General features: G+C 70.8%; 19 protein-coding genes and 1 pseudogene. 9 read left to right on the forward strand and 11 right to left on the reverse strand.

Features of this window, described 5'->3' with window-relative positions:
* Nucleotides 1-41 precede the first annotated feature (41 nt).
* Genes FGD71_RS13905 through FGD71_RS13915 form a run of 3 tightly spaced genes read right to left on the reverse strand, consistent with a single transcriptional unit; the run spans nucleotide 42 to nucleotide 3,900 of the window.
* Nucleotides 42-1,778, reverse strand: coding sequence for a PEP-utilizing enzyme (locus FGD71_RS13905; RefSeq protein ID WP_119100749.1), 1,737 nt, complete (start codon nucleotides 1,776-1,778; stop codon nucleotides 42-44).
* A gap of 32 nt (nucleotides 1,779-1,810) precedes the next feature.
* Entirely contained in the window at nucleotides 1,811-2,635 is an 825-nt protein-coding gene (locus FGD71_RS13910; RefSeq protein ID WP_181359196.1) for an SDR family NAD(P)-dependent oxidoreductase, read from the reverse strand.
* Entirely contained in the window at nucleotides 2,632-3,900 is a 1,269-nt protein-coding gene (locus FGD71_RS13915; protein WP_119100750.1) for an aromatic ring-hydroxylating oxygenase subunit alpha, read from the reverse strand. The genes FGD71_RS13910 and FGD71_RS13915 overlap by 4 nt, the downstream gene beginning before the upstream one ends.
* 320 nt (nucleotides 3,901-4,220) lie before the next feature.
* Here FGD71_RS13915 and FGD71_RS13920 point away from each other — a divergent pair, with 320 nt between their 5' ends.
* The 5 genes from FGD71_RS13920 to FGD71_RS13940 all read left to right on the forward strand — a co-directional run bounded on the left by FGD71_RS13920 (nucleotide 4,221) and on the right by FGD71_RS13940 (nucleotide 9,064).
* Nucleotides 4,221-4,733 carry a VOC family protein gene (locus FGD71_RS13920; protein ID WP_240436576.1) on the forward strand — a complete coding sequence of 171 codons (513 nt, stop codon included), beginning with the start codon at nucleotides 4,221-4,223 and terminating at the stop codon, nucleotides 4,731-4,733.
* Nucleotides 4,734-4,848: 115 nt separating this feature from the next.
* Complete coding sequence (locus FGD71_RS13925; protein ID WP_276147138.1) at nucleotides 4,849-5,883, forward strand: thiamine pyrophosphate-dependent dehydrogenase E1 component subunit alpha; 1,035 nt, start codon at nucleotides 4,849-4,851, stop codon at nucleotides 5,881-5,883.
* 5 nt (nucleotides 5,884-5,888) lie between these two features.
* Entirely contained in the window at nucleotides 5,889-6,914 is a 1,026-nt protein-coding gene (locus FGD71_RS13930; protein ID WP_119100792.1) for an alpha-ketoacid dehydrogenase subunit beta, read from the forward strand.
* A 4-nt stretch (nucleotides 6,915-6,918) separates the two neighbouring features.
* On the forward strand, nucleotides 6,919-8,472 hold the full coding sequence (locus tag FGD71_RS13935; RefSeq protein ID WP_119100753.1) for a 2-oxo acid dehydrogenase subunit E2: 1,554 nt from the start codon (nucleotides 6,919-6,921) through the stop codon (nucleotides 8,470-8,472).
* A 133-nt stretch (nucleotides 8,473-8,605) separates the two neighbouring features.
* Nucleotides 8,606-9,064 (forward strand): SRPBCC family protein, encoded by a 459-nt coding sequence (locus FGD71_RS13940; protein WP_119100754.1) that lies wholly within the window; start codon nucleotides 8,606-8,608, stop codon nucleotides 9,062-9,064.
* Between the two features lie 114 nt (nucleotides 9,065-9,178).
* Here the strand turns inward: FGD71_RS13940 and FGD71_RS13945 are convergent, their stop codons facing one another.
* Complete coding sequence (locus FGD71_RS13945) at nucleotides 9,179-9,796, reverse strand: TetR/AcrR family transcriptional regulator (protein WP_119100755.1); 618 nt, start codon at nucleotides 9,794-9,796, stop codon at nucleotides 9,179-9,181.
* Between the two features lie 160 nt (nucleotides 9,797-9,956).
* Here FGD71_RS13945 and FGD71_RS13950 point away from each other — a divergent pair, with 160 nt between their 5' ends.
* Nucleotides 9,957-10,610, forward strand: a complete 654-nt coding sequence (locus tag FGD71_RS13950) for a TetR/AcrR family transcriptional regulator (RefSeq protein ID WP_119100756.1) — start codon at nucleotides 9,957-9,959, stop codon at nucleotides 10,608-10,610.
* Between the two features lie 88 nt (nucleotides 10,611-10,698).
* Here FGD71_RS13950 and FGD71_RS13955 read toward each other — a convergent pair whose 3' ends face one another.
* The 7 genes and pseudogenes from FGD71_RS13955 to FGD71_RS13985 form a co-directional block, all read right to left on the reverse strand.
* Nucleotides 10,699-11,424, reverse strand: a complete 726-nt coding sequence (locus tag FGD71_RS13955; protein ID WP_119100757.1) for an SDR family NAD(P)-dependent oxidoreductase — start codon at nucleotides 11,422-11,424, stop codon at nucleotides 10,699-10,701.
* Between the two features lie 55 nt (nucleotides 11,425-11,479).
* Complete coding sequence (locus tag FGD71_RS13960) at nucleotides 11,480-12,637, reverse strand: thiolase family protein (protein ID WP_119100758.1); 1,158 nt, start codon at nucleotides 12,635-12,637, stop codon at nucleotides 11,480-11,482.
* Nucleotides 12,634-13,200, reverse strand: a complete 567-nt coding sequence (locus FGD71_RS13965; protein WP_119100759.1) for a Zn-ribbon domain-containing OB-fold protein — start codon at nucleotides 13,198-13,200, stop codon at nucleotides 12,634-12,636. Before FGD71_RS13965 ends, FGD71_RS13960 begins: the two co-directional genes overlap by 4 nt.
* A gap of 163 nt (nucleotides 13,201-13,363) precedes the next feature.
* A pseudogene (locus FGD71_RS13970) lies at nucleotides 13,364-14,475 on the reverse strand (acyl-CoA dehydrogenase family protein); the annotation flags it as partial.
* The gene (locus FGD71_RS13975) at nucleotides 14,472-17,072 is read right to left on the reverse strand and encodes a putative PEP-binding protein (RefSeq protein ID WP_119100761.1); all 2,601 of its coding nucleotides are present in this window, start codon (nucleotides 17,070-17,072) and stop codon (nucleotides 14,472-14,474) included. The pseudogene FGD71_RS13970 and the gene FGD71_RS13975, both read right to left, overlap by 4 nt.
* Nucleotides 17,069-17,686 (reverse strand): hypothetical protein, encoded by a 618-nt coding sequence (locus FGD71_RS13980; protein ID WP_119100762.1) that lies wholly within the window; start codon nucleotides 17,684-17,686, stop codon nucleotides 17,069-17,071. The genes FGD71_RS13975 and FGD71_RS13980 overlap by 4 nt, the downstream gene beginning before the upstream one ends.
* A gap of 86 nt (nucleotides 17,687-17,772) precedes the next feature.
* The gene (locus FGD71_RS13985) at nucleotides 17,773-18,645 is read right to left on the reverse strand and encodes an enoyl-CoA hydratase/isomerase family protein (RefSeq protein ID WP_240436577.1); all 873 of its coding nucleotides are present in this window, start codon (nucleotides 18,643-18,645) and stop codon (nucleotides 17,773-17,775) included.
* Between the two features lie 130 nt (nucleotides 18,646-18,775).
* Here FGD71_RS13985 and FGD71_RS13990 point away from each other — a divergent pair, with 130 nt between their 5' ends.
* The 3 genes from FGD71_RS13990 to FGD71_RS14000 all read left to right on the forward strand — a co-directional run bounded on the left by FGD71_RS13990 (nucleotide 18,776) and on the right by FGD71_RS14000 (nucleotide 22,939).
* A complete protein-coding gene (locus FGD71_RS13990; RefSeq protein WP_119100764.1) occupies nucleotides 18,776-19,996 on the forward strand; it encodes an acyl-CoA dehydrogenase family protein in 1,221 nt (406 codons plus the stop codon).
* A gap of 112 nt (nucleotides 19,997-20,108) precedes the next feature.
* On the forward strand, nucleotides 20,109-20,972 hold the full coding sequence (locus FGD71_RS13995) for a 3-hydroxybutyryl-CoA dehydrogenase (protein WP_119100765.1): 864 nt from the start codon (nucleotides 20,109-20,111) through the stop codon (nucleotides 20,970-20,972).
* Between the two features lie 737 nt (nucleotides 20,973-21,709).
* A complete protein-coding gene (locus tag FGD71_RS14000; protein WP_119100766.1) occupies nucleotides 21,710-22,939 on the forward strand; it encodes an amino acid ABC transporter substrate-binding protein in 1,230 nt (409 codons plus the stop codon).
* The last annotated feature ends 6 nt before the right edge of the window (nucleotides 22,940-22,945 follow it).

Consider the following 22,945-nt stretch of genomic DNA (forward strand, 5'->3'; position numbering starts at 1 on the left):
CCGCCGTTCCTCCGGCAGAGGAACGGCGGGCCCGACGGGGGTCAGATGCCGAGTGCCGTCGGAACGCTGTCCACGGTGACCGTGCCCTTGTCGCCGTCGACCGTGACCACCATGCCGTCCCGCAGCCGCTGGGTGCCGCCCTCGACAGAGATGACGGCCGGGATGCCCAACTCGCGGCAGACCACGACCGCGTGGCTGTTGAGCGCGCCCACATCCACCACGGCCGCCCCCGCGACGAGGAACAGCGGGGTCCAGGCCGCGTCCGTGATCGGAGCCACCAGCACCTCGCCCGGCTCCAGCGCCTCGCACGAGGCCGGGTCGGTGACCACGCGCACCCTGCCGGTGTATGTGCCGTGGCTGCCACCGACACCCGAGAGGACATCGCCCTCGCCGGCGGCCGCGACTCCCGCGTCGCTGCGTCGCGGCCACGCGTCGATCTCGGTCCGGGAGTCCTCCGCGATGAAGAACGGGGGTTCCAGCTCGCTGAGTCCGGAGTACTCCTCCAGCCGCCGGGCGATGACGGAGCCGAAGCGGTCCGGGTCAGCGACATAGTCGTCGAGCTCGGTGTCCAGCAGCATCATCACGTCCTCGGGCTGGGCGAAGCGCCCCGCCTCCACCCCGCGGCGACCGAGCTCCCGAACCGCCATCCGTATCTCGTTGATGACGGTCACGCAGTTCGCCTTGGTCCGCTCGCGGGCCGGGATCCACACCTGCGAGGCGTGCATGCCGGCGTCGAACATCGGCTGTGCGTCCTCCGGAAGCGCGGCTCGGATCTCGGCGGCGATCTCCGTGCGACGCCCCGTCAGCTTGCGGTGGCGCTCGGCGGGGGAGGCGTCGTCGGAGCTGTGCCGGATCCGGTCCACCAGGGCCAGCGCCTGGACCGGCGCCGCCTCCCAGGACAGTGCGTGGATGTCCCATTCGTTGGGACCGCGGTCACCGGACTCGGCCAGGAACTCGTCGAAGGAGTCCCGGAACGCCTTGACGTCTCCGGTCGCCCCTTCGAGGGCCTGTTCCACCGCGGCCGGGCCCCGGTCGAACAGAGCCGTCAGCTCCGCTGAGGCCGCCACCTGGCGCGACAGCGTCCACAGGCCGGTCGACGGAGAGGCCGAGTCGACATCCCCCAGCCCGCCGATGAGGTCGAGCATCGCGCCGGGACGGTCGACGCTCGCGCACAGCGGGCCGAGGATCGCCGGTCCGACCGACGCCGGCAGCGAGGACTCGACATGCCGTTGGAAGGTCTTCTCCACGTCGTCCAGCAGCGAGCGGGCGTACGCCACCAACTCGGCGTCGGACAGGGCCGCCAGATCGGGCCGCTCGCGCCGGACCCGGCGCAGCCGCTCGTGGTCGGCGTCGCCCTCCGGGTACCCGGACTGGCCGAGCATGCCCTGCAGCGTCGCTGTCGCCTTGGCCGTCAGTTCCGCGTCCTGGTCGTCGGCGTGCGGCACGTACACCGGGGTGTCGGAGCGCTGGCCCACGAAGGCAGTGTCGATCTGGTCGGCGGTCTGCCCCATGCGGATGCCGAACAGCCGCAGATGCGACAGGTTGAGGTAGAAGTAGCCGCCGAAGATTCCGGCGAACGGGGGGCGGGGGCCGCTGACCTCGTCCCCGCGGTAGATGCCGAACTCGACGAAGCCGCGCCGCCAGCCCTGCAGGCCGCGCCCCCAGACCAGGGTCCAGCCCAGCGGGCTGGCCGGATCCGGCAGGGTCTCGCCGGCGTTGGCCCGGGTGTAGTGGGGCAGTCGCTCGCTGCGCTGCGAGTCGGTGATCCAGTGCTTCATGGCGATGGGTCTCCCGCCGTCCGTTGCGGTGCTCACCACTGCGCCGTTCCGCCGTCGACGCTGATCAGTGTGCCCGTGATGCCCGCGCCGGCGTCGCTGGCGAGGAGCGAGGCGACGCCCGCGATCTGTTCCACGGTGGTGATCTTCTTGGTGGCGGCGTGCTCGGCGAACCGGGCCAGCCACTCCTCGTACGAGATGCCCTCGGCCTCGGCCGCGGCCGGACCGGCGGCGCGCATCAGGTCGGTGTCGACGGCGCCGGGGCAGATCGCGTTGCAGGTGATGCCGGCGGTGCCGTACTCGAAGGCGGTCGCCTTGGTCAGACCGTGGATGGCGTGCTTGTTGGTGATGTAGTGGCTGATCGCGGGCTTGTTGGCCTGCTTGCCCTCGACCGAGGAGATGTTGATGACACGGCCCCAGCCCCCCTCCAGCATGGGCCGCAGGGCGCGGCGGGTGCCGTAGAAGTAGGCGTTGAGGTTCAGGTCGAGGGCCTTGTGCCACGCGTCGTCGCTCAGCTCGTGGACCGGGGCGAACCCCTCGGTGCCGCCGACGTTGTTGACCATGATGTCCAGTCGGCCGAATCGCTCGACCGTCCAGTCGACCAGTGCCTCGATGTCCGCCTGCCGGCTCGAGTCGCAGGGGTGGAAGACGGCCTTGTCGCCGGCCTGGATTTCCTCCAGTGCCTGCTTGCCCTTGACCTCCGACCGGCCGCTGAGTACGACCGTTGCCCCGTCGGCCAGGAAGGCCTCGGCTATCGCGCGGCCGATGCTGCGCGTGCTGCCCGTGATCACCGCGACACGTCCGTCGAGGCTGCCCGTAGCCACCATGCTGTTCTCCTGCGAGTTCTGAGGGTTCGTCATCTGGACGCTTCGTCCAGGAGGCGGTGGATGGTGCGGTGGAAATGCTGGAGTCCGGGTTCGTTGCGTCCGAAGACGAAGTCGGTCCCGGCGAGGGCCTTCAGCCCCCGCTGCACTCCGTAGGTGGTCGCGTAGTCCTCGTCGCGGACCACCTCGTAGAACCACTCGCCGAACTGGTCGGCGGCGTGGCGCTCCTCCTCGGTGACGGCCGGCTCGCGCAGCAGGATGATCTGCTGGGTCACCGACTCGGTGGCCGAACGGGGGATCACGATGGAGACGGCGATCTTGTTGCGCCAGGTGCCTGCGATGGCGAGACCGGGGAAGAGCCAGTAGATGGCTCCGACCACGTCGCCGGGGTCACGCTTGTCCGGCGGCAGGTCCACCACGTCGGCGACGGGCCGCAGGGCGGCACCGAGGCGCTGGTGAGGGCCCCAGGTGTCGTGGGCCATCATGTTGGAGAAGTTCGTCTCGAAGACCGTCTTCGTGTGCAGCGAGGCGAAGTGGTAGGTCTCCAGGTACCCGTCGAGGGTGACCTTCCAGTTGGGGCTGGTCAGTTCGCGGGTCGCGTAGTGGTGGCAGTCCGCGAAGCGAAGCCCCTCCAGCAGAGGCTGCAGATCGCCCAGCCAGGCGTCGAGGTCGTGCTCGGCGGAAGGGTCGAGCGAGACGAAGACGATGCCGGCGCGCTCACCCACGGGGAGTTGTACCAGGCTGCGCTTCTCGCGCGGTACGTCGCCGAAGGTCTTCTCTGCGTACACGCCGCGCAGTTCGCCCGACAGGTCGTACGACCAGGCGTGGTAGGGGCAGGTGATGCGCTTCGCCACTCCGCAGCCGGGCTCGACGAGTTCGGCGCCACGATGCCGGCAGGCGTTGATCATCGCGTGTACGACGCCCTTGCGGTCCCGGGTGATCAGGATCGGGACGCCGAGCACATCCAGCGCCTTGTACGTGCCTGGTCCTGGAAGCTCGCACGACATGGCGAGGGGCAGCGGAACGCTCCGATGGACGGCGTCCATCTCCCGCAGCCAGCGGTCGGCGTCGAGGTAGTGGTCGACGGGTTCCGTCCACTGCTCCTCGACCTCGTGAGTCGTGTTGTTGCGGTAGTGCTCGATGACGCGCTCGGCGAGTTCGGCCGCGTCCTCACGCATGGCCACGCTCGCGGCATCGGTGGAGTGGTTCTGGCCGATCCATGAGTTGTATTCGGGGGCGGGGGGCGGCAAGGGACGCTCGTCGCCTGCCGCTCGGTCCTCCGGTGAAGTGATCTGGACCACGGTGTCCTCAATCCTCCCAGCCGCGAGCTGATGAAGGGTTCCGGTGCTACAGCTCCGCTGCGATCGCCACAACAACAGGAGTTAGTGTGGTGTGTCAATAGAAAGTGCCGAAGTTGGTCGTGCGGCATTCCGCAGGTCACCTTCGCTTTCTGCAGCGAGGGTAACCCCGGATCGACGCGATCTTTCTATGGATCGGCTCCAGCTGCCGGAGTGCGGTCGGTGAGTGCTGTTCCGAGGGAAGGCGGTCCGATGGCTTACGAAGCGGTCGATGTGGTCGATGCGGTCGAGGGTTGGTGTGGCCGGGGTGTCGGGGGGTGGCGATGACTCGGCCCCTCGAGGCCGGTGTCGTGGTGCGCGACCTGGAACTGATGGAGCGCTTCTATCGCGAGGCGCTCGGCTGTGTTCCGGTGCACCGCTCGGGCATCCCGCGGTCGATCAGTGGCCCTGCGGGGTTGGGTGGGCTGCTTCTGGTCGTATGGCTTCAGGTGCCGAGCGGGATGCCGTCCGGAATGGCGTCGCAGGCGGCGTCCGAGGTGCCCTCCGGGGGGCGGATCAAGCTGATACGGCCACAGGCGGACGTCATGCCCGCCTCGCCCGCCCTGCCGCCCGAGCCGTTGACCGCGCGCCGCGGTCTGGCCTATCTCACCTTCCACCTGGATGACATCGCGCCGGTGGTCGCCGCACTTCCGGCCGCCGGAGCCAGGCCGCTGTCCAGCCCGGTCGTCGTGCGGGCGCGGAACCGTCGGATCAGCTTCTGGGCGGACCCCGAGGGCAATGTCGTCGAGCTGGTGGACCAGCGGGGCGGTGACCGGGAGACGGATGAGCCCGGTTGAGCTCGGCCCGTAGTAATTAGAGAACCTCTCCAGTAAGGTGCCCCTGCTGGTTACTGTAGACCGGCACAACAAAGTCCGATCGGTTGGACACCCCGCTCGGGCGAAGGGGCGGACGATGGTTCACAAGGCACCGCGGAAGTCGGCCGCGAAAATCACGCGACAGGCGGCCTCGACGGTTACCCACCCGGCATCGGCCCAGGTCATACGCGATCTGCACGAGCGCATGGTGCGTATCCGGCTCTTCGAGACCGAGGCGGGAAAACTCATGGAGGCAGGCAAGCTCCCGGGCTTCCTGCATCTCTACGTCGGCCAGGAAGCCGTGGCCGCGGGGGTGATGACGGCACTCCGCGACGACGACCAGATCACCTCCACCCACCGCGGACACGGGCACGCCGTGGCCAAGGGCGTCAGCTTCAGACACATGTACGCCGAGCTGTACGGCCGCGTCACCGGCGCCTGCCTCGGCCGCGGCGGAAGCATGCACATCAATGACGTCACCCTCGGCATGCTCGGCGCCAACGGCATCGTCGGCGCGGGCATCCCGATCGCCGTCGGAGCCGCATTCGCCGCCCGGTACAAGGGCGAGGACAGTGTCGCCGTCACCTTCTTCGGCGACGGGGCCACCAACATCGGCGCCTTCCACGAGGCCGCCAACATGGCCGCCATACTGCGCCTGCCGGTGATCTTCATCTGCGAGAACAACGGCTACGCCGAGTTCACCCCGCAGTCGAAGCACATGCTGATCACCGACGTCGCCGACCGGGCCGCGTCCTACGGCATGCCCAGCGTCATCGTCGACGGCATGGACGCGGTCGCCGTCCATCACGCCGCGGCCGAGGCCGTCGAACGCGCCCGGGCCGGCGAGGGCCCGATGATGATCGAGGCCAAGACCTACCGCTACTACGACCACCAGGGCGTCAAGGGGCTGCGTCACCCCTACCGCTCGGACGCGGAGGTCGAGGAGTGGAAGGCCCGCGACGCGATCGACCTGCTGGAGGCCCGGGCCCTCGCCGACGGCACCGCCACCCGCGCGGAGCTGGACGACACCTGGCAGCGCACCCGGGACGCGATCGCCGAGGCCATCGCGTACGCCGAGGCCAGCCCGCTGCCCGACACCGCTGACCTGCTGCTCAACGTCTACTCGGGGTGACCGTCATGACCACCATCAGCGAAGCACCGGCGGCCGCCCAGGACGGAACGGCCCGCAAGCTCACCTACGTCAAGGCCTTCAACGAGGGCCTCGCGCAGGCCATGCGTGAGGACGAGAACGTCTTCGTCGCCGGCGAGGACGTGGCCGGATACGGCGGCGTATTCCGCATGTTCGACAATCTGCTGGACGAGTTCGGCCCTCGCCGCATGATCGACACCCCGATCTCCGAGGCCGCGCTCGTCGGCCTGGGCGTGGGCGCCGCCGCCCGGGGCCTGCGCCCCGTCGTCGACCTGATGTTCATGGACTTCATCGGCGTCTGCCTGGATCAGATCGTCAACCAGGCCGCCAAGATGAAGTACATGTTCGGCGGCGCCGTCTCCGTGCCGCTCACCATCACCACCGCCTCCGGCGCGGGCCTGGGTGCCGCCGCCCAGCACAGTCAGAGCCTGGAGGCCTGGCTCGCCCATGTGCCCGGCCTCAAGGTCGTGATGCCGTGCGACGCGTATACCGCCAAGGGCCTGACCGTCTCGGCGATCCGGGACGACAACCCGGTCGTCGTGATGCTCAACAAGGTTCTGCTCGGCAGCAAGAGCGAGGTGCCGGAGCAGATCTACGGCATCCCGCTGGGCCAGGCCCACACCGCGCGACAGGGCTCCGACGTCACCGTCATCGCCCTGGGCCGCATGGTCGGCGAGGCCCTCGCGGCGGCCGATGAGCTGGCCGCCGAAGGCATCGAGGTCGAGGTGATCGATCCGCGCACCGTGCAGCCCCTGGACACCGAGACCATGATCGCCTCGGTCCGCCGCACCAACAGGGCGCTCGTGGTGCACGAGGCCGTCACCTTCGGCGGGCTCGGCGGGGAGATCGCCGCCCAGATCCAGGACGCGGCCTTCGACTACCTCGACGCGCCGGTGCTGCGCATCGGCGCGCCCTTCTCCCCGGTGCCGTTCTCCCCGGTGCTGGAGAAGGCGTACGTGCCCGACCAGGCCCGCATCGTGCAGGGCTGCCGCCGTCTCCTCGAAAGGTCGTGACCCAGTGGCGGTCGAGGTTCTGCTGCCGAAAATCGGCCTGACCATGCAGGAAGGCACGATCGACGAGTGGCTGGTGCCGGTCGGCGCCTTCGTCTCCGAGGGCGACGCTCTGCTGCGGCTGGCCACCGACAAGGTCGACGTGGACGTCGAGGCGGAGGCGGGGGGACTGTTCCACCCCGTGGTCCCGGCCGGGGCCACCGTCCCGGCGGGGGCCCTCATCGGCTGGCTGCTGGCCGACGGCGAGCAGCCTCCGGGCCCGGCGGGTACGCCGATGCCCGCCGAGCCCGGGACCACCGGCGCCCCCGAGCCCGCGCACCAAGCCGTCCCCGCCGCGCCGCCGTCCGCCAACGGCTCCCACGTGCCGTCCGTCGATGGTGCCGCGGCACGGAACGGGCATCACGGCCGCGGGGCCGGGGGCCGGCTTCTGTCCTCGCCCAACGCCCGGCGGGTGGCCGCCGAGGCCGGCGTGGATCTCGGGGCCGTACGCGGCACGGGGCCCGGAGGCCGGATCGTCTCAGAGGACGTGGAGGACTTCCTCGCGGCCGCTTCCGTGCAGGCCGCACAGGCGTCCGCCGCCCTGCCCGGCGAGCCTGCCACCCTGCCGGACGAGCCCGCGGCCCTGCTCGGCGAGTCCGTCACCCCTGTCTCCCCCCTGGTCCGCCGTCTGGCGAAAGAGCGGGGCATCGACCTCGCCGGCGTACAGGGCACGGGCGTGGGCGGCCGCATCCGGAGGGCCGACCTCGACGCGGTCCCCGCCGCTCCGAAACCTGCAGCGGCACCTGCACCTGCACCTGCACCTGCGCCCGCGCCGACCTCCGAACCGGCCGCCGCCCGCCGGCCCTCGCGCGCCGTGGCCGGCGCTCCACAGCCGGGAGACGTCCTCCCGTTCACCGGAATGCGCGGCACCATCGCCCGCCGGATGCACGCCAGCCTCCAGGAGATGGCGCAGCTGACGCACGGCTACGAGGTGCGCATGGATGCCGTCGTGGCCCTCCGGGCCCAGCTCAAGCAGGAGTGGGCCGACAGCGGCCTGCCGGTGCCCAGCCTCAACGACTTCCTCGTGAAGGCCGCCGCGCTGGCCCTGCGCGCACACCCGCTGCTCAACGCGGCGGTCCACGAGGACGGTGTCCACCTGGTCGAGGACATCCACGTCGGTTTCGCCGTCGCCGTGCCGAACGGACTGCTCGTCCCCGTGATCGAGGACGCCGCCGCTCTTCCGCTGACGGAACTGGCCCGCCGGTCCAGGGAACTGGCCGAGAGCGCCCGCGCCGGCCGGATCTCCCCGGCGCGGCTGGAAGGGGCCACGTTCACCGTCACCTCGCTGGGCGGGTACGGAGTCGACTTCTTCACCCCCGTGATCAACCCCGGAAACGTCGCCATCCTGGGAGTGGGCAGGCTCAGGGACGGCGTCGAATGGGTGGACGACCAGCCGAGGCGCACGCGGGTGCTCACCCTGAGCCTCACCTTCGACCACCGTGCCGTCGACGGGGCTCCGGCCGCGGAGTTTCTGCGCACGGTGGCGGCCTTGCTGGGCAAGCCGCTGCGTCTGCTCGTATGACAGGGCGGCCCGGACCCGCCGGGGACGCTCGGAGCGGTTAGCGGGCCGTTCGTGGGTACTCGCCGCGGCGTGCCGAGATCTGCGCGGCGGGGCCGATGGCTCTGTCGTGCCGGTCAGTGAAAGGAGGCCAGGGATGAGCACGGTCAAGGAATCGGTAGAAGTCGAGGTCCCCGTCAGCACCGCCTACAACCAGTGGACGCAGTTCGAGGAGTTCCCGAACTTCATGCAGGGGGTCCAGGAGGTCAGGCAGCTCGACGAAACCCACAACCACTGGACCACCAAGATCAGCGGAATACGGCGGGAGTTCGACACCGAGATCGTCGACCAGCTTCCTGACGAGCGGATCGCCTGGCGTACCACCACAGGCGACACCAGGCAGATGGGTATGGTGCGCTTCCAGCCGCTGGACGAGACCCACACCAGGGTGGAGCTCGTGATGGAAATCCAGCCCAGCGGAGTCGCGGAGAAGACCGCCGACATGTTCGGAATGGTCGACCGCCGCGTCAAGGGGGACATGCGACGCTTCAAGGAGTACATCGAGCACCGCGGTGGCGAATCCGGAGCGTGGCGTGGCCGCATCACCCCCGAATGATCGGGGCCCGGCCCGCCGGCACCGCGGCGAAGCATCTCACTTCCCTGGTGAGCGAGGGCTTCGCCGTGGTCCGCCGTCGGCGCGGAGCACGGAGCGCCCGTGCCCGTGCCCTGTTCAGCCGCCGGTAGCCCCGGTGGCCCCCGCGACGCGGCCGGCCAGTCGGCCGACCTCCTTGGTGAAGGACCGGTGGCCGAGCGACCGGTAGACGTCGTCGCCACGGATCTGCGAGATCGCGGCGTTCTCCAGTAGCGCGAGGACGCCCAGGCCGATCACCGCCGCCTCCGCGTCGCTGATCGACTCACGGGCCTTGCGCACCAGGCGTACGAGTTCTTCGAGCAGCTGCGTACGGATCTCGTGGCGCAGTATCTCCGCCTCCTGGCTCATCCCGGCCGAGGAGACGAAGAAGACGGCGGCTGCCGACCGGTGTTCGCCCAACCAGGCCAGCAGCGCGGTGACTTCCGCGCCGATGTCCGAACCCGGCGTGTGGGCTTCGGTGAGCGATTCCAGCTGCTCGCGCAGCGCTGCGGCGAACACCCGCATGCCCTCCACCAGGACCTGGTCCTTGGAGGAGAAGTGGTAGTACACCGCCGCGGACGTCATCTCCGCCCGCGCGGCGATGTCGGCCACCGTCACCTCGTCCGGCGGCTGGGTGGCGAAGAGCTCCGTGGCTGCTTCGATCACCCACTGCCGACGCGACGGGCGGTGAGCGGCGCGGGTTCCGGAAGTCGTCATGATGTCAAGTATGCCCAAGGCCCCTGCCGACAGCGCCACAGCAATGGCAGGAATTACTGGCAGCAATATGACGGAGTTACTGGATAGCATGGTCAGTACACCGGCACTGGGACTGGCGTTGGCACCGGAGACGGCAGCGGCAGCGGCAAGGGAGCACGCAATGGCCACCACGCAGAACGGCAAGCAGCCGGCCCACCGTCCCTCACGACGGCAGCACATCATCGGTGCCGCGGTACGGGTCTTCGGCAGGAAGGGCTTCGCCGAGACCAGCGTCCAGGACATCGCGGACGAGGCCCAGGTGGTGCCCACGGCCGTCTACTACCACTTCGACGGCAAGGAAGAGCTGCTCGAACTGGCCATGCGCCGGGTCTTCGACCAGCTGAACGACGTGGTCGAGGAGGCCCGGCCGGCTTCCGAGCCGGGCGACGCCCAGGGACTGCTGCGCGTCATCGACGCCGTCTGGGACTGGGTGGGGGCCAACCCGGACGAGGCCCGCCTGTTCCAGGTCCAGGTCGCCGCCGCCAACGGAAGCGTGAAGCTGCTGCGCGACGAGTTCGAACAGCGGCACATCCAGCGTGCGTACGACTATCTGCCGGAGGGCACCACACGCAGCCCTCGCGCGGCCAAGGCCAGGCACGCCGCCCAGGCGCTCGCGGTCCGCACCCTCATCAGCACGACCATGCTCGTCACCGCGCTGCGGGCGGAAGGCGGGCCGCTGGCCGGTCTGCCGCCGAGTGATGTACAGGCAGCGGTCAGGTCGCTGGCCCTGCGGATCGTCGCCGCGGACCAGGGCGCCGCGGTCTCGCCGGCTTGATCACTGGGGGTCGCTCACCGGGGGTCGTTCACCGGGGCTTGATCACCGACGGTTGCTCACCGTGGTGCTCAGGGGGCTCATACACCTGTCACCACGGCAGCGGCTTGCGCTCGGCGAATACTCCGCCCGTCGTCGTGTCGCCCTCGGGCAGCGTCGCCAGCCACACCGGAGTGTCGGCGCCCAACTCCGGTCCGCGCGGAGCGGCCGGGCCGCCCATGCCGGTCCGGGTCCAGCCCGGGTCGGCGGAGTTGACCAGCACACCGGTGCCGGCCAGGTCGGCGGCGAGCATGCGGGTGAGGGCGTTGAGCGCGGTCTTGGACACCCGGTACGTGGGGTGGCGGCCGGAGTCCATCAGGGCCAGCGAGCCGTAGCCGCTGGTGACGTTGACCAGGCGGCCGTAACCGGCGCGCACCATGCCGGGGACCACGGCCTCGGCCATGCGCCACGCGCCCACCAGATTGGTGTCCAGCGTGGCGCGCAGGATGCCGTCGTCGAGGTCGAGAGCCGTTCGTGAACCGTCGAGGCTGACACCGGCGTTGTTCACGAGGACGTCGATCGTGCCGAAGCGCTCCAGAGCCTCGCGCACCGCCTCGGTGACGCTCTCGGCGGAGGTCACGTCCAGGGCCAGCGGCACCGCTGCCGGGCCGATGGCGCGGCAGACCTCCTCGGCCGCCTCACGCCTTCGGGCCGCCACCAGGACCTGTAGTCCCTGACCTGCCAGTTGCCGGCATATCTCGGCGCCGAGGCCGCGAGCGCCGCCGGTGACCAGCGCGGTTCTCCGGCCTTCCAGGGCGGGATTCTGCTGCCCGTTCATCGTGTGCCTGCCTTGTCTGCGCGTACGCCTTGTCTCCGCGTGCCTGCCCTGGCTCTCAGACCGTCAGCACCGAACAGGCGCTGATCCCGGGTGCCCCGTACACATGGGTGAAGCCCACCCGGGGAGCGCCCGGTACCTGCACGCCCGCAGCCCGGCCCTGCAACTGCCGTACGACCTCGTGGAACTGGCGCAGCCCGGAGGCGCCGACGGGCTCGCCGCCGGCCAGGCAGCCACCGTCGGTGTTCACCGGCAGCCGACCCGTGGGATCGGTGTCGCCCGAGGCCAGCAGCTCCTCCTGCTCGCCGTGGCCGCACAGCCCGGTCTCCGCCAGATGGATCAGCTCCGAGCCGCTGTCGGTGTCCTGCAACTGCGCCACCCGCACGTCCGCCGGACGCACATCCGCCCCGCGGAACACCGCCTCGGCCGCGTCGACACTCGGGCTGCGGTGCGGGCCCGGCGGCAGCCAGGGCGAGAACACCTCGAACGAGCCGAACCGCCGGGTGCGCAGTGCCACCGACGCCAGCCTGACCGGCCGCTCGCACAGGTCGAAGGCGCGGTCGCCGCGCGCCAGCACGAGTGCCACCGCTCCCTGTCCCGGCGAGCAGAACATGTACTGAGTGAGGGGCGGGCTGACCTCGGCGGAGTCGAGGATCTCCTGCTCCGTCAGGGGTTTGCGGCGCCAGGCCATGGGGTGGTGGGAGCCGTTGCGGAAGGCCCGTGCCGCCACCATCGCCAGCGCCCGCTCCGAGATTCCGTACTCGTGCAGGTACCGCTGGGTCTTCAGGGCGAAGAACTGGGTCGTCAGCATCATCCCGGTCTCGGCGTACCAGTCGCCCAGCCCGTAGCGGGCCGCGGAGACGTGGAACGCGCCCCGCTCATGCTTGTCGAAGCCCACGGCCAGCCCCAGCGTGGCCTCGCCCGCGCGCAGCGCGTTGGCCACCGCGAGCACGGTCGACGCCCCGGTCGCGCAGCCGCCCAGGACGTTGACGAAGGGGACACCGGTCAGGCCGAGGCGCCCGACCAGCGTGTCGGGCTTGCCGGACACGTCCGACCCGCCGGCCGCGTAGCCGATGTCCGCCCAGCCGACGCCGGCGTCCCGCAGCGCCTCTCGCACGGCGTGTTCGGCCATGTCCATCCCGGTCACGCTCGCGTCGCGGCCGAAGGGATGCATCCCGCAGCCGACCACGTAGACCTCGTCGGCCCTGGCCGTCATCGCTCCCCTTCCGGGTCCGGTTCCGGGCGGAAGGCGAAGGTCAGCACCTCGGTGCCGTCCTCGTCGTGGTAGGCCACGACGGTGGTCAGCCGGACCGGCAGCCCGATCCGCATGTCCGGGCGGGGCACCTCGAGCCGGGCCTCTACCAGCACCTCATCCAGATCGACATAGCCGAGGAAGTACGGCCGGAAGCCGCCGGCCGGCGGCCGATAGGGCGGCTTGGGTGGGAACGCCTGCAGAGTCCAGGACCACACCCGGCCGCTCACCGGAAGCACATGTGCGGCCATGTCGTCGGCCGAACAGTTCGGGCAGGAGGCCTGCCGGGGGAAGACGACGGTGCCGCAACCGGGGCAGCGCGCCCCCGCGAGTCGGGGCGGAGCACCGGCATGGTCACTGTCACCCCGGTCGCCGACGCCGACGCCGACGCCGACGCCGACGCCGACGCCGACGCCGACGCCGACGCCGACGCCGACGCCGACGCCGACGCCGACGCTGCCGTCGCTGTCGCTGTCGCTGTCGTAGGAGGTGTCGAACAGGCTGTCGTCGATGAGTCTGGTGGGCATGGGGCCCGGCCCTGCCTTTCTGCGGTGACTACGGTGGCTTTTGATCACCAGCCCAGTAGCCCCGCCAACCGTTCCCGGTGGTGCGCGCCGCCGCCCAGCAGGACGGCGTCGGACTGGGCACGCCGGAAGTACAGGTGCGCGTCGTGTTCCCAGGTGAAGCCCNAGGACGGCGTCGGACTGGGCACGCCGGAAGTACAGGTGCGCGTCGTGTTCCCAGGTGAAGCCCATGCCGCCGTGCAATTGCACGCACTCGCCGGCGACGAACACGAACGCCTCGCCGCACCACGCCTGCGCCACCGCGGCCGCCTCAGCAAGCGCCTCGGGTGATTCGGCCGCCCGGACGGCGCGTACCACTGCCGACCGTGCGGCCTCGACCTGGAGCAGCATCTCGGCGCAGGTGTGCTTGACCGCCTGGAAGCTGCCGAGGGACCTGCCGAACTGGGTACGGTCCCGTACGTGGGCCACGGTCATGTCCAAAGCGGCCTGCGCGCCGCCCAGTTGCTCGGCGGCCAGGGCCACCAGGCCCAGGTCGAGGGCACGGCTGACGAGATCCGCTCCCTCGCCCCCGGCGGTCAGGGCCCGTGCCCGCACGCCGGAGAAGGAGATCACGGCCTGCCCGCGGCTGAGGTCCAGAGTGGGCACCCGGCGGACCGTCACCCCCGGCTCGCCCGGGCCGGTGAGGAAGAGGTCCACACCGTCGGCTCCGACGGCCGCGACCACCAGCCCTTCGGCATCGGCGCCGTCGAGGACGAACGGCGCGGTCCCGTCCAGCACCGGGGCGCCGCCCTGCCAGGTGACAGCCACCGGCACGCTGTCAGGCCGCCAGGTGCCGTCGGGTGCCGCCACCGCGAGGGCGTGCACCGCGCCCTCGGCCAGATCCGCCAGCGCCTCGTCGGCCGTACCGCAGTTCGCCAGCACCTGCCCGGCGAGCACGGTGGAGGACAAAAGCGGCACCGGCGCCAGCGTCCGGCCCAGTTCCTCGCAGACCACGGCGATCTCGGCGAGGCCGCCGATACCTCCGGCAGCCTCGGGCAGGCCTAGGGCGGCCAGGCCGACCTGACGGCCGAGGGTGTCCCACAGCCCGGCGTCGATGCCGGGTGAGTGCTCGGGCAGTCGGCGCACCGCGGCGGTGCCGCCGGCATCCGCGCACACCACCCTCACGGTCTCGCGCAGGTCGTTCAGATCGGCATCCGAGACTTCGGAGGCTGCTGAGACAGCTGAGGTGGTCGAGACCTCGGTTGCCTCTCTGACGGGACGGGGCACGGTGCTCGTCATGACACGGTCTCGCTTTCGCTGCGCCGCTCCGGCTCTCGCAGGGCACTGTGCGCGGCCGCCATGCGGGCGACCGGCACGCGGTGCGCGGAGCAGGAGACGTAGTCAAGGCCCAGTTCGTCGCAGAGGGCGATCGACTCCGGGTCCCCGCCGTGCTCACCGCACACGCCCAGCTTGATGTCAGGGCGTACGAGCCTGGCCCGCTCGGCGGCGAGGGCGACCAGGGCGCCCACGCCGTGCGGGTCGAGCCGGGCGAACGGACTGGCGGTCAGGAACCCGCGGTCCAGGTACGAGGCGAGCACCTGGCGCTCGACGTCGTCCCGGGAGAATCCATAGGTGAGCTGGGTGAGGTCATTGGTGCCGAAGGAGAAGAACTCGGCGTGTTCGGCCAGCTCGGCGGCCATCAGTGCGGCCCGGGGTGTCTCGATCATCGTGCCGAGCCGGTACGGGACCGTCACACCGGTGCGGGCGGCGACCGCCTCGGCGGCGCCCCGCACGTACGCGGCAGCGGCGGCCAGTTCCTCGGGCAGGCTGACGAGCGGGATCATCACCTCCAGCTCGGGGCGGACTCCGGTGGCGGCAACGTCAACCCAGGCGGCGAAGAGCGCCTCGGCCTGTGCCGGGTAGAGCCTTTCGTGCAGCAGGGCCAGGCGCACTCCGCGCAGCCCGAGCATGGGGTTCGCCTCGCGCAGGGCGTCGGCCCGCTGTTCGGTCGCGGCGTCGCCTGCCTCTCCGGGCGGGGGCAGGAACTCGTGCAGCGGCGCGTCCAGCAGCCGTACGGTGACCGGTCGGTCCCCGACGGCGGACAGCAGCGCCCGGAAGTCCTCGTGCTGGGCATGCTCCAGGGCGAGCAGCGCCTCGGTGCGGGCGTCCGGGTCGGCGGCCAGGATCACGCGCCGGATCAGTGGCAGCCGGTCGCCGAGGAACTGGTGCTCCGTGCGACACAGGCCGACACCCTCCGCGCCCAGGGCGACGGCGGTGTTCACCTCCGCCGCCGTGTCGGCATTCACGCGTACGCCCAGGCGCCGCACGCCGTCCGCCCACTCCAGCAGCGTGGACAGCTCCGGCGGCGGGTCGGCGAGGGTGACCGGGAGCGTCCCCGCGTACACGGCCCCGGTGCGGCCGTCGAGGGAGACCGGGTCGCCCTCGCTCAGCAACCGGTCCCCGATCCGTACCGTCCCGGCCACTGGGTCCACCCGCAGGCCCTCGGCGCCGCACACCGCCGGCTTGCCGGCCCCCCTGGCCACGACCGCGGCGTGCGAGGCGATGCCGCCGCTGCCGGTCAGCACCGCGGAGGCGGCCAGCATGCCGGGGACGTCGGCCGGAGTGGTCTCGTGCGCCACCAGGACGGCGGGCGTGCCGGCCGCGCCCAGTTCGAGGGCGCGTTCGCTGGACAGGACGATCGCGCCGGCCGCGGCCCCGGGAGAGGCGGGCAGCCCTTGCACGAGGAGTTCCTCCGCGCCGGTCAGCCGGAGCTGGGGGTGCAGCAGTTCCTGCACCTGGGCGGGGCCGACACGGCGTACCGCCTCCTCCGGGCCAAGCGTCCCGTCGCCGGCCAGATCCGCGGCCAGGCACACCGAGGCGCGCAGCGGCGGGCGGCTCTGAGCCGAGGCTGCGAGCAGCGAGACCTCGCCGTCGCGCACCTCGAAGTCGACGGAGACCGGGGCGTGCAGATGGCGTTCGAGGGTGAGCAGAGAGTGCTCGAGCAGTGTGGTGCCCCCGCCGATCTTCTCCAGTGGTTCCCCGGTGTGCGGGGGCGGCGCGCTGCGGCGTACACCGCGGAAGAAGGAGCCCTGCGGTGCGAAGCGGCCGCTGTCGGGGTGCCGGCTCACCGCCGTGCCGTAGCCGGAGAGGTCCGACGGCCCGATGCGTACGGCCTGGACGTGCAGGGCGAGGGCCATGTCGGCGGGGAGCCGCTGAGCCTTGCGGGAGCGTCTGGCCCGGGGCGAGGCCCACCGTCCTCGTACCGCTCGGGCGGCGAGCGCGAGCTGTTCCGCCGGATCGTCCGGGTAAGGGCGCGTGCCGTGCCGGGCGATCGTGGAGAGCAGGGCGTCGACGCGGGCCTTCGGCTCCGGCGCGTCGAGCAGGGCGTCGTCGAGCTCCGGGCCGGGCACGTCGAGGGCGTACTCGGCGATCATCCGGACGGTGGCCGCCCACACCTCGTACAGCGCCTCCTCGCGGCCGATCACGGCGCACAGGTCATCGGCGTCCGCCGCGGTGACGCCGATGCAGGCGAGGTCGGGCGGCAGCCCAGCGACCTCTGTCGACGCGCTCGCCGACAGACGCAGCAGCAGTGGCCTGCCCCGGTCGCCGATCTGCCGTCCCGACAGCTGCTCGACGAGTTCCAGGGCGGCCCGGGCGGTCTCCGGCTCGCACAGCGAGTCGGCCGAACCGGCCGGCACGGTGAGTCCGGGGACCACCGGGAGGCCGAGGGCCACGAGCCGGTCCATGGCGATTCCGTGCGTGCCCAGTTCACCGGCGTCCAGCCCCCGGATCCGGCCCTGGCCGTAGGGCACCAAGGTGTGGCCGGGGGTGGGTGCCTGTGCGACGGGCGTGTGTGCCTGTGCGAGTGCGCCGGAGCGGCCGTCGGTCGTGCTCAACCCCGGCTCCTTCGGACCAGTTCCTCTTCGAGAACCTCGTCCTGCGCCCGGCTGATCCCCAGAACCAGCAGCAGTTCCTGATGCAGCCGCATCCACACCGTGTGGTACGAGTCGCACAGCGGCGAGGCCAGCCACTCCACCGCGCCGTCGTCGAAGCGGTCGAGCGCCTCGTCCAGGCCGGTCATATAGCGTCCGCTGCCCGCGAGCACCCGCTCCAGCCTGCGCAGCACGGGCTGAATGGCCTCGTGCACATCTTCCAGCGACTCGCGCACCTCGGCGTCGTAGACGGTGTCGGTGTGGTCGTTGGCGCTGCCGTCGGGGCGGCACTGCCATGCCGTGCACACCTCGCGGATCTTCCTGTTGACCGGCAGAAACGCCTCGTAGACCGCGGTGATCCGCTCCTCCTGCTCCGATCCCGCGGGGACCCGCAGGAGCTGAGCCGCGGTGGCCTTGGCGCGCTCGGTCGGCAGGACCATCGGGCCTTTCGCCATGGCCAGCCCGGCGTCCACCAGAGGGCGGTGCTCGGACTCGGGGGCGCCACGCCACATGCCACGCAGAACGAGGTCGACAACGGCTTCGGTGAGGGTCTCGTCGACAGCGTCCGACCCGGTCACGGCAGCAGGTTGCATCGCCACACCTCTTCCTCGGTTCTGTGTTGCCCGGAGATTACGCTCCGGTGGGTCTGTTAGTGAAGAGGGAATCAAGAAACACTTTTGGGTTCCGGCTCCGGGCCGGGCTTCCCCGGCACGGTCAGGCGTCCTGGTCGACTCGCTCCGGTCGCGCCGCCGGCCACCGCCGCGCGGCTCCGGGAGGTCAGGAACGACGCCATGCGGGCCTGTGCCTCCGGGCCGTCCGCCAGGCGGGCGATCAGCCGCGCCTCTTCGGCGAGGTGACGGCGCAGGTCGCCCCTGGTGTCGTCGTCGCACAGCAGGCTCTTCGAGGCGCGCAGCGCCTCACCGGCCCCGGCGGCGAGCTCGGCGGCCGTCCGGTAGGCGGCCTCGTCCAGTTCGTCGTCGCCGACAGTACGGGAGATCAGGCCGTGGCGTTCGGCATCGTCGCCGGTCAGGACCCGGTTCGTCAGGATCAGATCCGCTGCCAGCCGGGGGCCCACCAGGCGCGGCAGGAACCACGAGGCCCCGCAGTCCGGCGAGAGCCCGATCGCCGTGTACGCCAGCCGGAACCGCGCCGACCGGGCGGCCAGGACGAGGTCGGCGACGAGAGCGAGACCGATGCCGCCGCCCGCCGCCGCGCCGCGCACGGCGGCCACCACGGGCACCGGCAGCTCGTGCAGAGCCCGCACCGCCGCGTGCGCGGCGGTCGCCACGGCATGCACATAAGGACCGGTCTTCGCGCCCAGGCCGGTGAAAGAGCGCAGGTCACCGCCCACGCAGAAGTTGGCTCCCGTGGCCCGCAGCAGGACCGCGCCGCCGGGGTCGGCGGCCACCTGGGCGGTCATGTCCCGCAGCGCCTCGGCTGTCCGGAGGTCCAGGGCGTTGCCCCGCCCGGGATCGTCCAGCCTCAGCTCGACGACTCCGTCGGGATGCCGGACGACCCGGACCGGCTCGGTATCCACCGGCTGATGATTCACAGGGGTCTTCTCTCGTGGTTGCCGAGCGTCACAGAGGCAAGATACTGAAGACGTTGTACAGTTTCTAGGGTCGCGACGGGCACCGATGCCCGTACGCCCGTGGCGGGGAGGAACCATGCCTGTCCAGTTCGATGTCGATCCGCCTGTCGCCCGGCTGGCCGAGGCCACCGCGGCGTTCGTACGCGAAGTGGTGATCCCTGCCGAGCGCGAGTGCGGCGGCTCCGTGCACGACGCCCCCGAGGCGCTGCGCCGGGCTCTGCAGAAGGGCGCCCGAGAGGCAGGCGTGTTCGCGCCGCATGTGCCGGCGCGGTGGGGCGGGCACGGGCTCGACCTGCGCGGGCAGGCGGTGGTGTTCGAAGCCGCCGGGTACTCGCTGCTCGGACCGCTGGCCCTGAACTGCGCGGCTCCGGACGAGGGCAATATGCACCTGCTGGAGAAGGTGGCCACCGAGGAGCAGCAGCAGCGCTATCTGCGCCCGCTCGCCGCCGGCGAGTCGCGGTCCTGCTTCGCGATGACCGAACCGGCGCCGGGAGCCGGCGCCGACCCCCGCTCCCTGCGGACCACCGCGACCCGGGTACCCGGCGGGTGGCGCATCGACGGGCGCAAGTGGTTCATCAGCGGAGCCAACGGAGCCGACTTCGCCATCGTCATGGCCCGCACCTCCGGCAGCCCCGGCGACGCGGGCGGCGCCACCATGTTCCTGGTCGATGCCGGCACCCCGGGCATGCGCATCGTCCGGGACATCGAAACCCTGGACGAGGGGCTCTTCGCCGGGCACAGCGAGATCGTCTTCGAGGAATGCGTGGTCGGCGAGGGGCAGGTGCTCGGCGCGGTGGACCGCGGCTTCGACAACGCCCAGGTCCGGCTCGGCCCCGCCCGTATGACGCACTGCATGCGCTGGCTGGGAGCGGCCCGCCGCGCTCAGGACGTCGCACTGGAGCGGGCGGGCAGCCGGACGGCGTTCGGCTCCGTGCTGGGAGACCTCGGCATGGTGCAGCAGATGCTGGCCGACTCCGAGATCGACATCGAGGCGAGCCGCGCCCTGATTCTGCGTACCGCCTGGGAGTTGGACACCGGTTCCGCCGCGGCCGCGCAGCTCACCTCGGTGTCCAAGACCTTCGTCGCGGAGGCGGTGGGGAGGGTGGTCGACCGGTCGGTACAGATCTGCGGAGCGCTCGGCATCTCGGCCGCCGACGCCCCGCTGGCCCGCCTGCTCCGGGAGGTGCGCCCGTTCCGGATCTACGACGGCCCCTCGGAGACACACCGGTTCGCCATAGCGCGCCGCGCGGTGAAGCCCTACCGGCAGCCCCGCCCGCTCGACGTCGCCGGCTCATGACGGCGCCGGCCCAAAACACCTGGCAACACGCGCGACACCCTGTCCGTTTGCACCACTGATCGGCACCACCCCCATCAACTCCACAGCAACCATCCACCGCAAGGGCCATCACATGGAAACCGTCTCCCGCCTCGGCGTCGTCGGCTGCGGCCTCATGGGCTCCGGCATCGCCGAAGTCGCCGCACTCGGCGGCACCGACGTCCTGGTCGCCGAGTCCTCCCCCGAAGCAGCCCGGGCCGGCCGCCGACGCGTCGAGGTCTCCCTCGACCGCGGTGTGTGCCGCGGCAAGATCACGGAGGAGGCGCGGGACGCCGCGCTCGCCCGCCTGGCCGTCACCGACGACTTCGACGCCATGGCGGATCGTCAGTTCGTCATCGAGGCCGTCGCGGAGAACCGTGACATCAAGACCGGCATCTTCAAGACCCTTGACCGCGTCGTGACCGATCCCCAGGCCATCCTCGCCAGCAACACCTCGTCGATACCCATCGTCGACCTGGCCGTGACCACACAGCGGCCCACTCAGGTCATCGGCATGCACTTCTTCAACCCGGTACCGGTGCAGGCCCTGGTCGAGGTCATCCCGGCCCTCACCACGAGCCCGGACACCGTCGCCCGGACGAGCGCCTTCGCCTCCGCGTGCCTGGGAAAGGAGGTCGTCCAGGCCACCGACCGCTCGGGGTTCGTGGTCAACGCACTCCTCGTGCCCTACCTGCTCGCCGCGGTGCGGATGGTCGAGTCCGGATCCGCCCGCGCCGAGGACATCGATCGCGGCATGGAGCTCGGCTGCGCACATCCCATGGGCCCTCTGCGCCTTCTCGACCTCATCGGGCTCGACACCGCCCAGGCCGTGGCGGAATCGATGTACGAGGAGTTCAAGGAGCCCCTTTACGCGCCGCCCGCGCTACTGCGCCGCATGGTCGCCGCGGGCCGTTTCGGCCGCAAGAGCGGCCACGGATTCTACGAGTACGCCGCCTGACCTTCGGCGCGGCGCCGCAGGCCTCGCCCGGGCTGTACGGGCTCAGGCCCTGTGAGACAAACGGTCAGAGACCCAGGTTCGTACGGACTCAGGTCCGGTCACTCAAAGGTCGGATGAATCAGATCCGTACGGGCTCCGGTCCGGCCACGCTCCGGTGAAGGACGACTCAGGCCGGTACGGGCTCCGGTCCGCAGCGCGGGCCCGCTCCCCGCGAGTTGAGGACCGTACGGGTCATCGTTGCCACGTCAGCCCTTCGCGTTTTCTTGTGTTGACCCGCGAGGTCGAGGACTTGTCGGCCGACAGGCGCAGTTGACCGCGGACGCGGCCGCCGTCCCCCCGTCTCCGTAGTGTGCGCGCAATCGGAACGTCCCAGTTCAGGGGCGTAACCGGTCCGTCCGCACAACCTCGTGCCAACGCGCGCGGATCCGTCCGTGGCAGCTCAGCTCTCCGCCGACGGAACGTCGCCCCCCGAACGCTGTCGAGCCGTCAACTTCGAGGCGGCCCCGGCGGATGGTGACGGTCCCGCCACCCCGCCCGAGGGGGAGCGAGCGGGCCGCCGCCGGGCGGGCGGGGCACCAAACTGGTCAAGCGAAGGCCAAATTTCTCCGTGCACGACTGTTGTCCAGACCACCCTGACACGGCTTACATAGGACGAAAGCGTCGCTGAAAGCGCTTTCACGCACCACGTTATCCGGCCAACCCATGAGGCGGTCCAGCCGACGAGGGGTGTCCATTCGATGAGAACAACGCACCGTCTGCAAGGGGGAATCACCGTCGGCACGCTCGCCCTGGTGCTCGTCGCCAGTGGCTGCGTCTCCGGCGGCTCCAATTCCGAGGACTCACCCGACGACCCCATCGTGATCGGCGTCTCCTTGCCTCTCACCGGCGACTTCTCCGAACCCGGCAAAGGCGTCGAGCGCGGATACAAGGCCTGGGCGAAGATCGTCAATGACAAGGGCGGACTCCTCGGCCGCAAGGTCGAGTTGAAGATTCTCGACGACCAGTCCAACGCCGACCGGGTCGTCTCCGACTACGAGCAGCTGATCGGCAAGGACGAGGTGGACCTGGTCTTCGGGCCCTTCTCCACCCGGCTCGTCGTCCCCTCCGCGCGCGTCGCGGAGGAGTACGGCATGCTCTTCGTCGAGCCGGCGGGAGCGGCGCCGGAGGTCTTCGACCAGGGCTTCAAGAACCTCTTCTACGCCGCGCCGGCCGTCGCCAACGACCACTACAACCACCTGGCCGAATACATCCTGGCCCTGCCGGCCGACAAGCGTCCCCGGACGGTCGCGTACGCCGCGATGGACGACCCCTTCGCCCAGGGAACGGCCTACGGACTCAAGGAGAAACTGGAAAAGGGCGGTATCAAGACCGTCGTCAACGAGGTCTACCCGCCCAACACCACCGACTTCGGCGGTATCGCCGCCAAGATCGCCGACTCCAAGGCGGACATGGTGGTGGGCGGTTCGCAGTACCAGGACGGCGTCAACCTGATCGTCGCCCTCCAACAGCTCAACTACCAGCCGAAGATGGCCGCCTTCTCCACCGCGCCGACGGAACCGGAGTTCGCGAAGGCCGTCGGCAACAAGACCGAGGGGATCCTCGCGCCCACCGGCTACACACAGAAGGGCGACTACCCCAGCAACAAGGAGTTCGTGGAGAAGTACACCAAGCAGTTCGGCAAGGCCCCGGAGGAGGACGAGGCCAACGCCTACACCACGGGTCAGGTGGTCGCGGCGGCGGTCAAGGCCGCCGACTGCGCCTCCCAGGACCCCGAATGCCAGGGCAAGATGGTCGAGTGGCTGCGCGGCCACCAGGTGGAGACCGTCGTCGGACCGCTGAAGTGGGACGACAAGGGCCGTCCGCAGAGCGCGCACATGATCCAGCAATGGGTCGACGGAGAGATCCAGATCGTGCTCCCCGAGCAACAGAAGGAAGCCGATCTGATCTACCCCAAGCCGGAGTGGTGAGGCCGG

The organism is Streptomyces sporangiiformans (genome assembly GCF_005768555.2).
Lineage (GTDB): Bacteria > Actinomycetota > Actinomycetes > Streptomycetales > Streptomycetaceae > Streptomyces > Streptomyces sporangiiformans.

Excerpts from the sequence above, each read along its gene's own strand:
- FGD71_RS13940 (WP_119100754.1), top strand. The coding sequence starts at position 8,606 with ATGAGCACGGTCAAGGAATCGGTAGAAGTCGAGGTCCCCGTCAGCACC.
- FGD71_RS13955 (WP_119100757.1), bottom strand. The coding sequence starts at position 11,424 with ATGAACGGGCAGCAGAATCCCGCCCTGGAAGGCCGGAGAACCGCGCTG.
- FGD71_RS13910 (WP_181359196.1), bottom strand. The coding sequence starts at position 2,635 with ATGACGAACCCTCAGAACTCGCAGGAGAACAGCATGGTGGCTACGGGC.
- FGD71_RS13925 (WP_276147138.1), top strand. The coding sequence starts at position 4,849 with ATGGTTCACAAGGCACCGCGGAAGTCGGCCGCGAAAATCACGCGACAG.
- FGD71_RS13950 (WP_119100756.1), top strand. The coding sequence starts at position 9,957 with ATGGCCACCACGCAGAACGGCAAGCAGCCGGCCCACCGTCCCTCACGA.
- FGD71_RS13905 (WP_119100749.1), bottom strand. The coding sequence starts at position 1,778 with ATGAAGCACTGGATCACCGACTCGCAGCGCAGCGAGCGACTGCCCCAC.
- FGD71_RS13920 (WP_240436576.1), top strand. The coding sequence starts at position 4,221 with ATGACTCGGCCCCTCGAGGCCGGTGTCGTGGTGCGCGACCTGGAACTG.
- FGD71_RS13990 (WP_119100764.1), top strand. The coding sequence starts at position 18,776 with ATGCCTGTCCAGTTCGATGTCGATCCGCCTGTCGCCCGGCTGGCCGAG.
- FGD71_RS13930 (WP_119100792.1), top strand. The coding sequence starts at position 5,889 with ATGACCACCATCAGCGAAGCACCGGCGGCCGCCCAGGACGGAACGGCC.
- FGD71_RS13965 (WP_119100759.1), bottom strand. The coding sequence starts at position 13,200 with ATGCCCACCAGACTCATCGACGACAGCCTGTTCGACACCTCCTACGAC.
- FGD71_RS14000 (WP_119100766.1), top strand. The coding sequence starts at position 21,710 with ATGAGAACAACGCACCGTCTGCAAGGGGGAATCACCGTCGGCACGCTC.
- FGD71_RS13945 (WP_119100755.1), bottom strand. The coding sequence starts at position 9,796 with ATGACGACTTCCGGAACCCGCGCCGCTCACCGCCCGTCGCGTCGGCAG.
- FGD71_RS13995 (WP_119100765.1), top strand. The coding sequence starts at position 20,109 with ATGGAAACCGTCTCCCGCCTCGGCGTCGTCGGCTGCGGCCTCATGGGC.
- FGD71_RS13960 (WP_119100758.1), bottom strand. The coding sequence starts at position 12,637 with ATGACGGCCAGGGCCGACGAGGTCTACGTGGTCGGCTGCGGGATGCAT.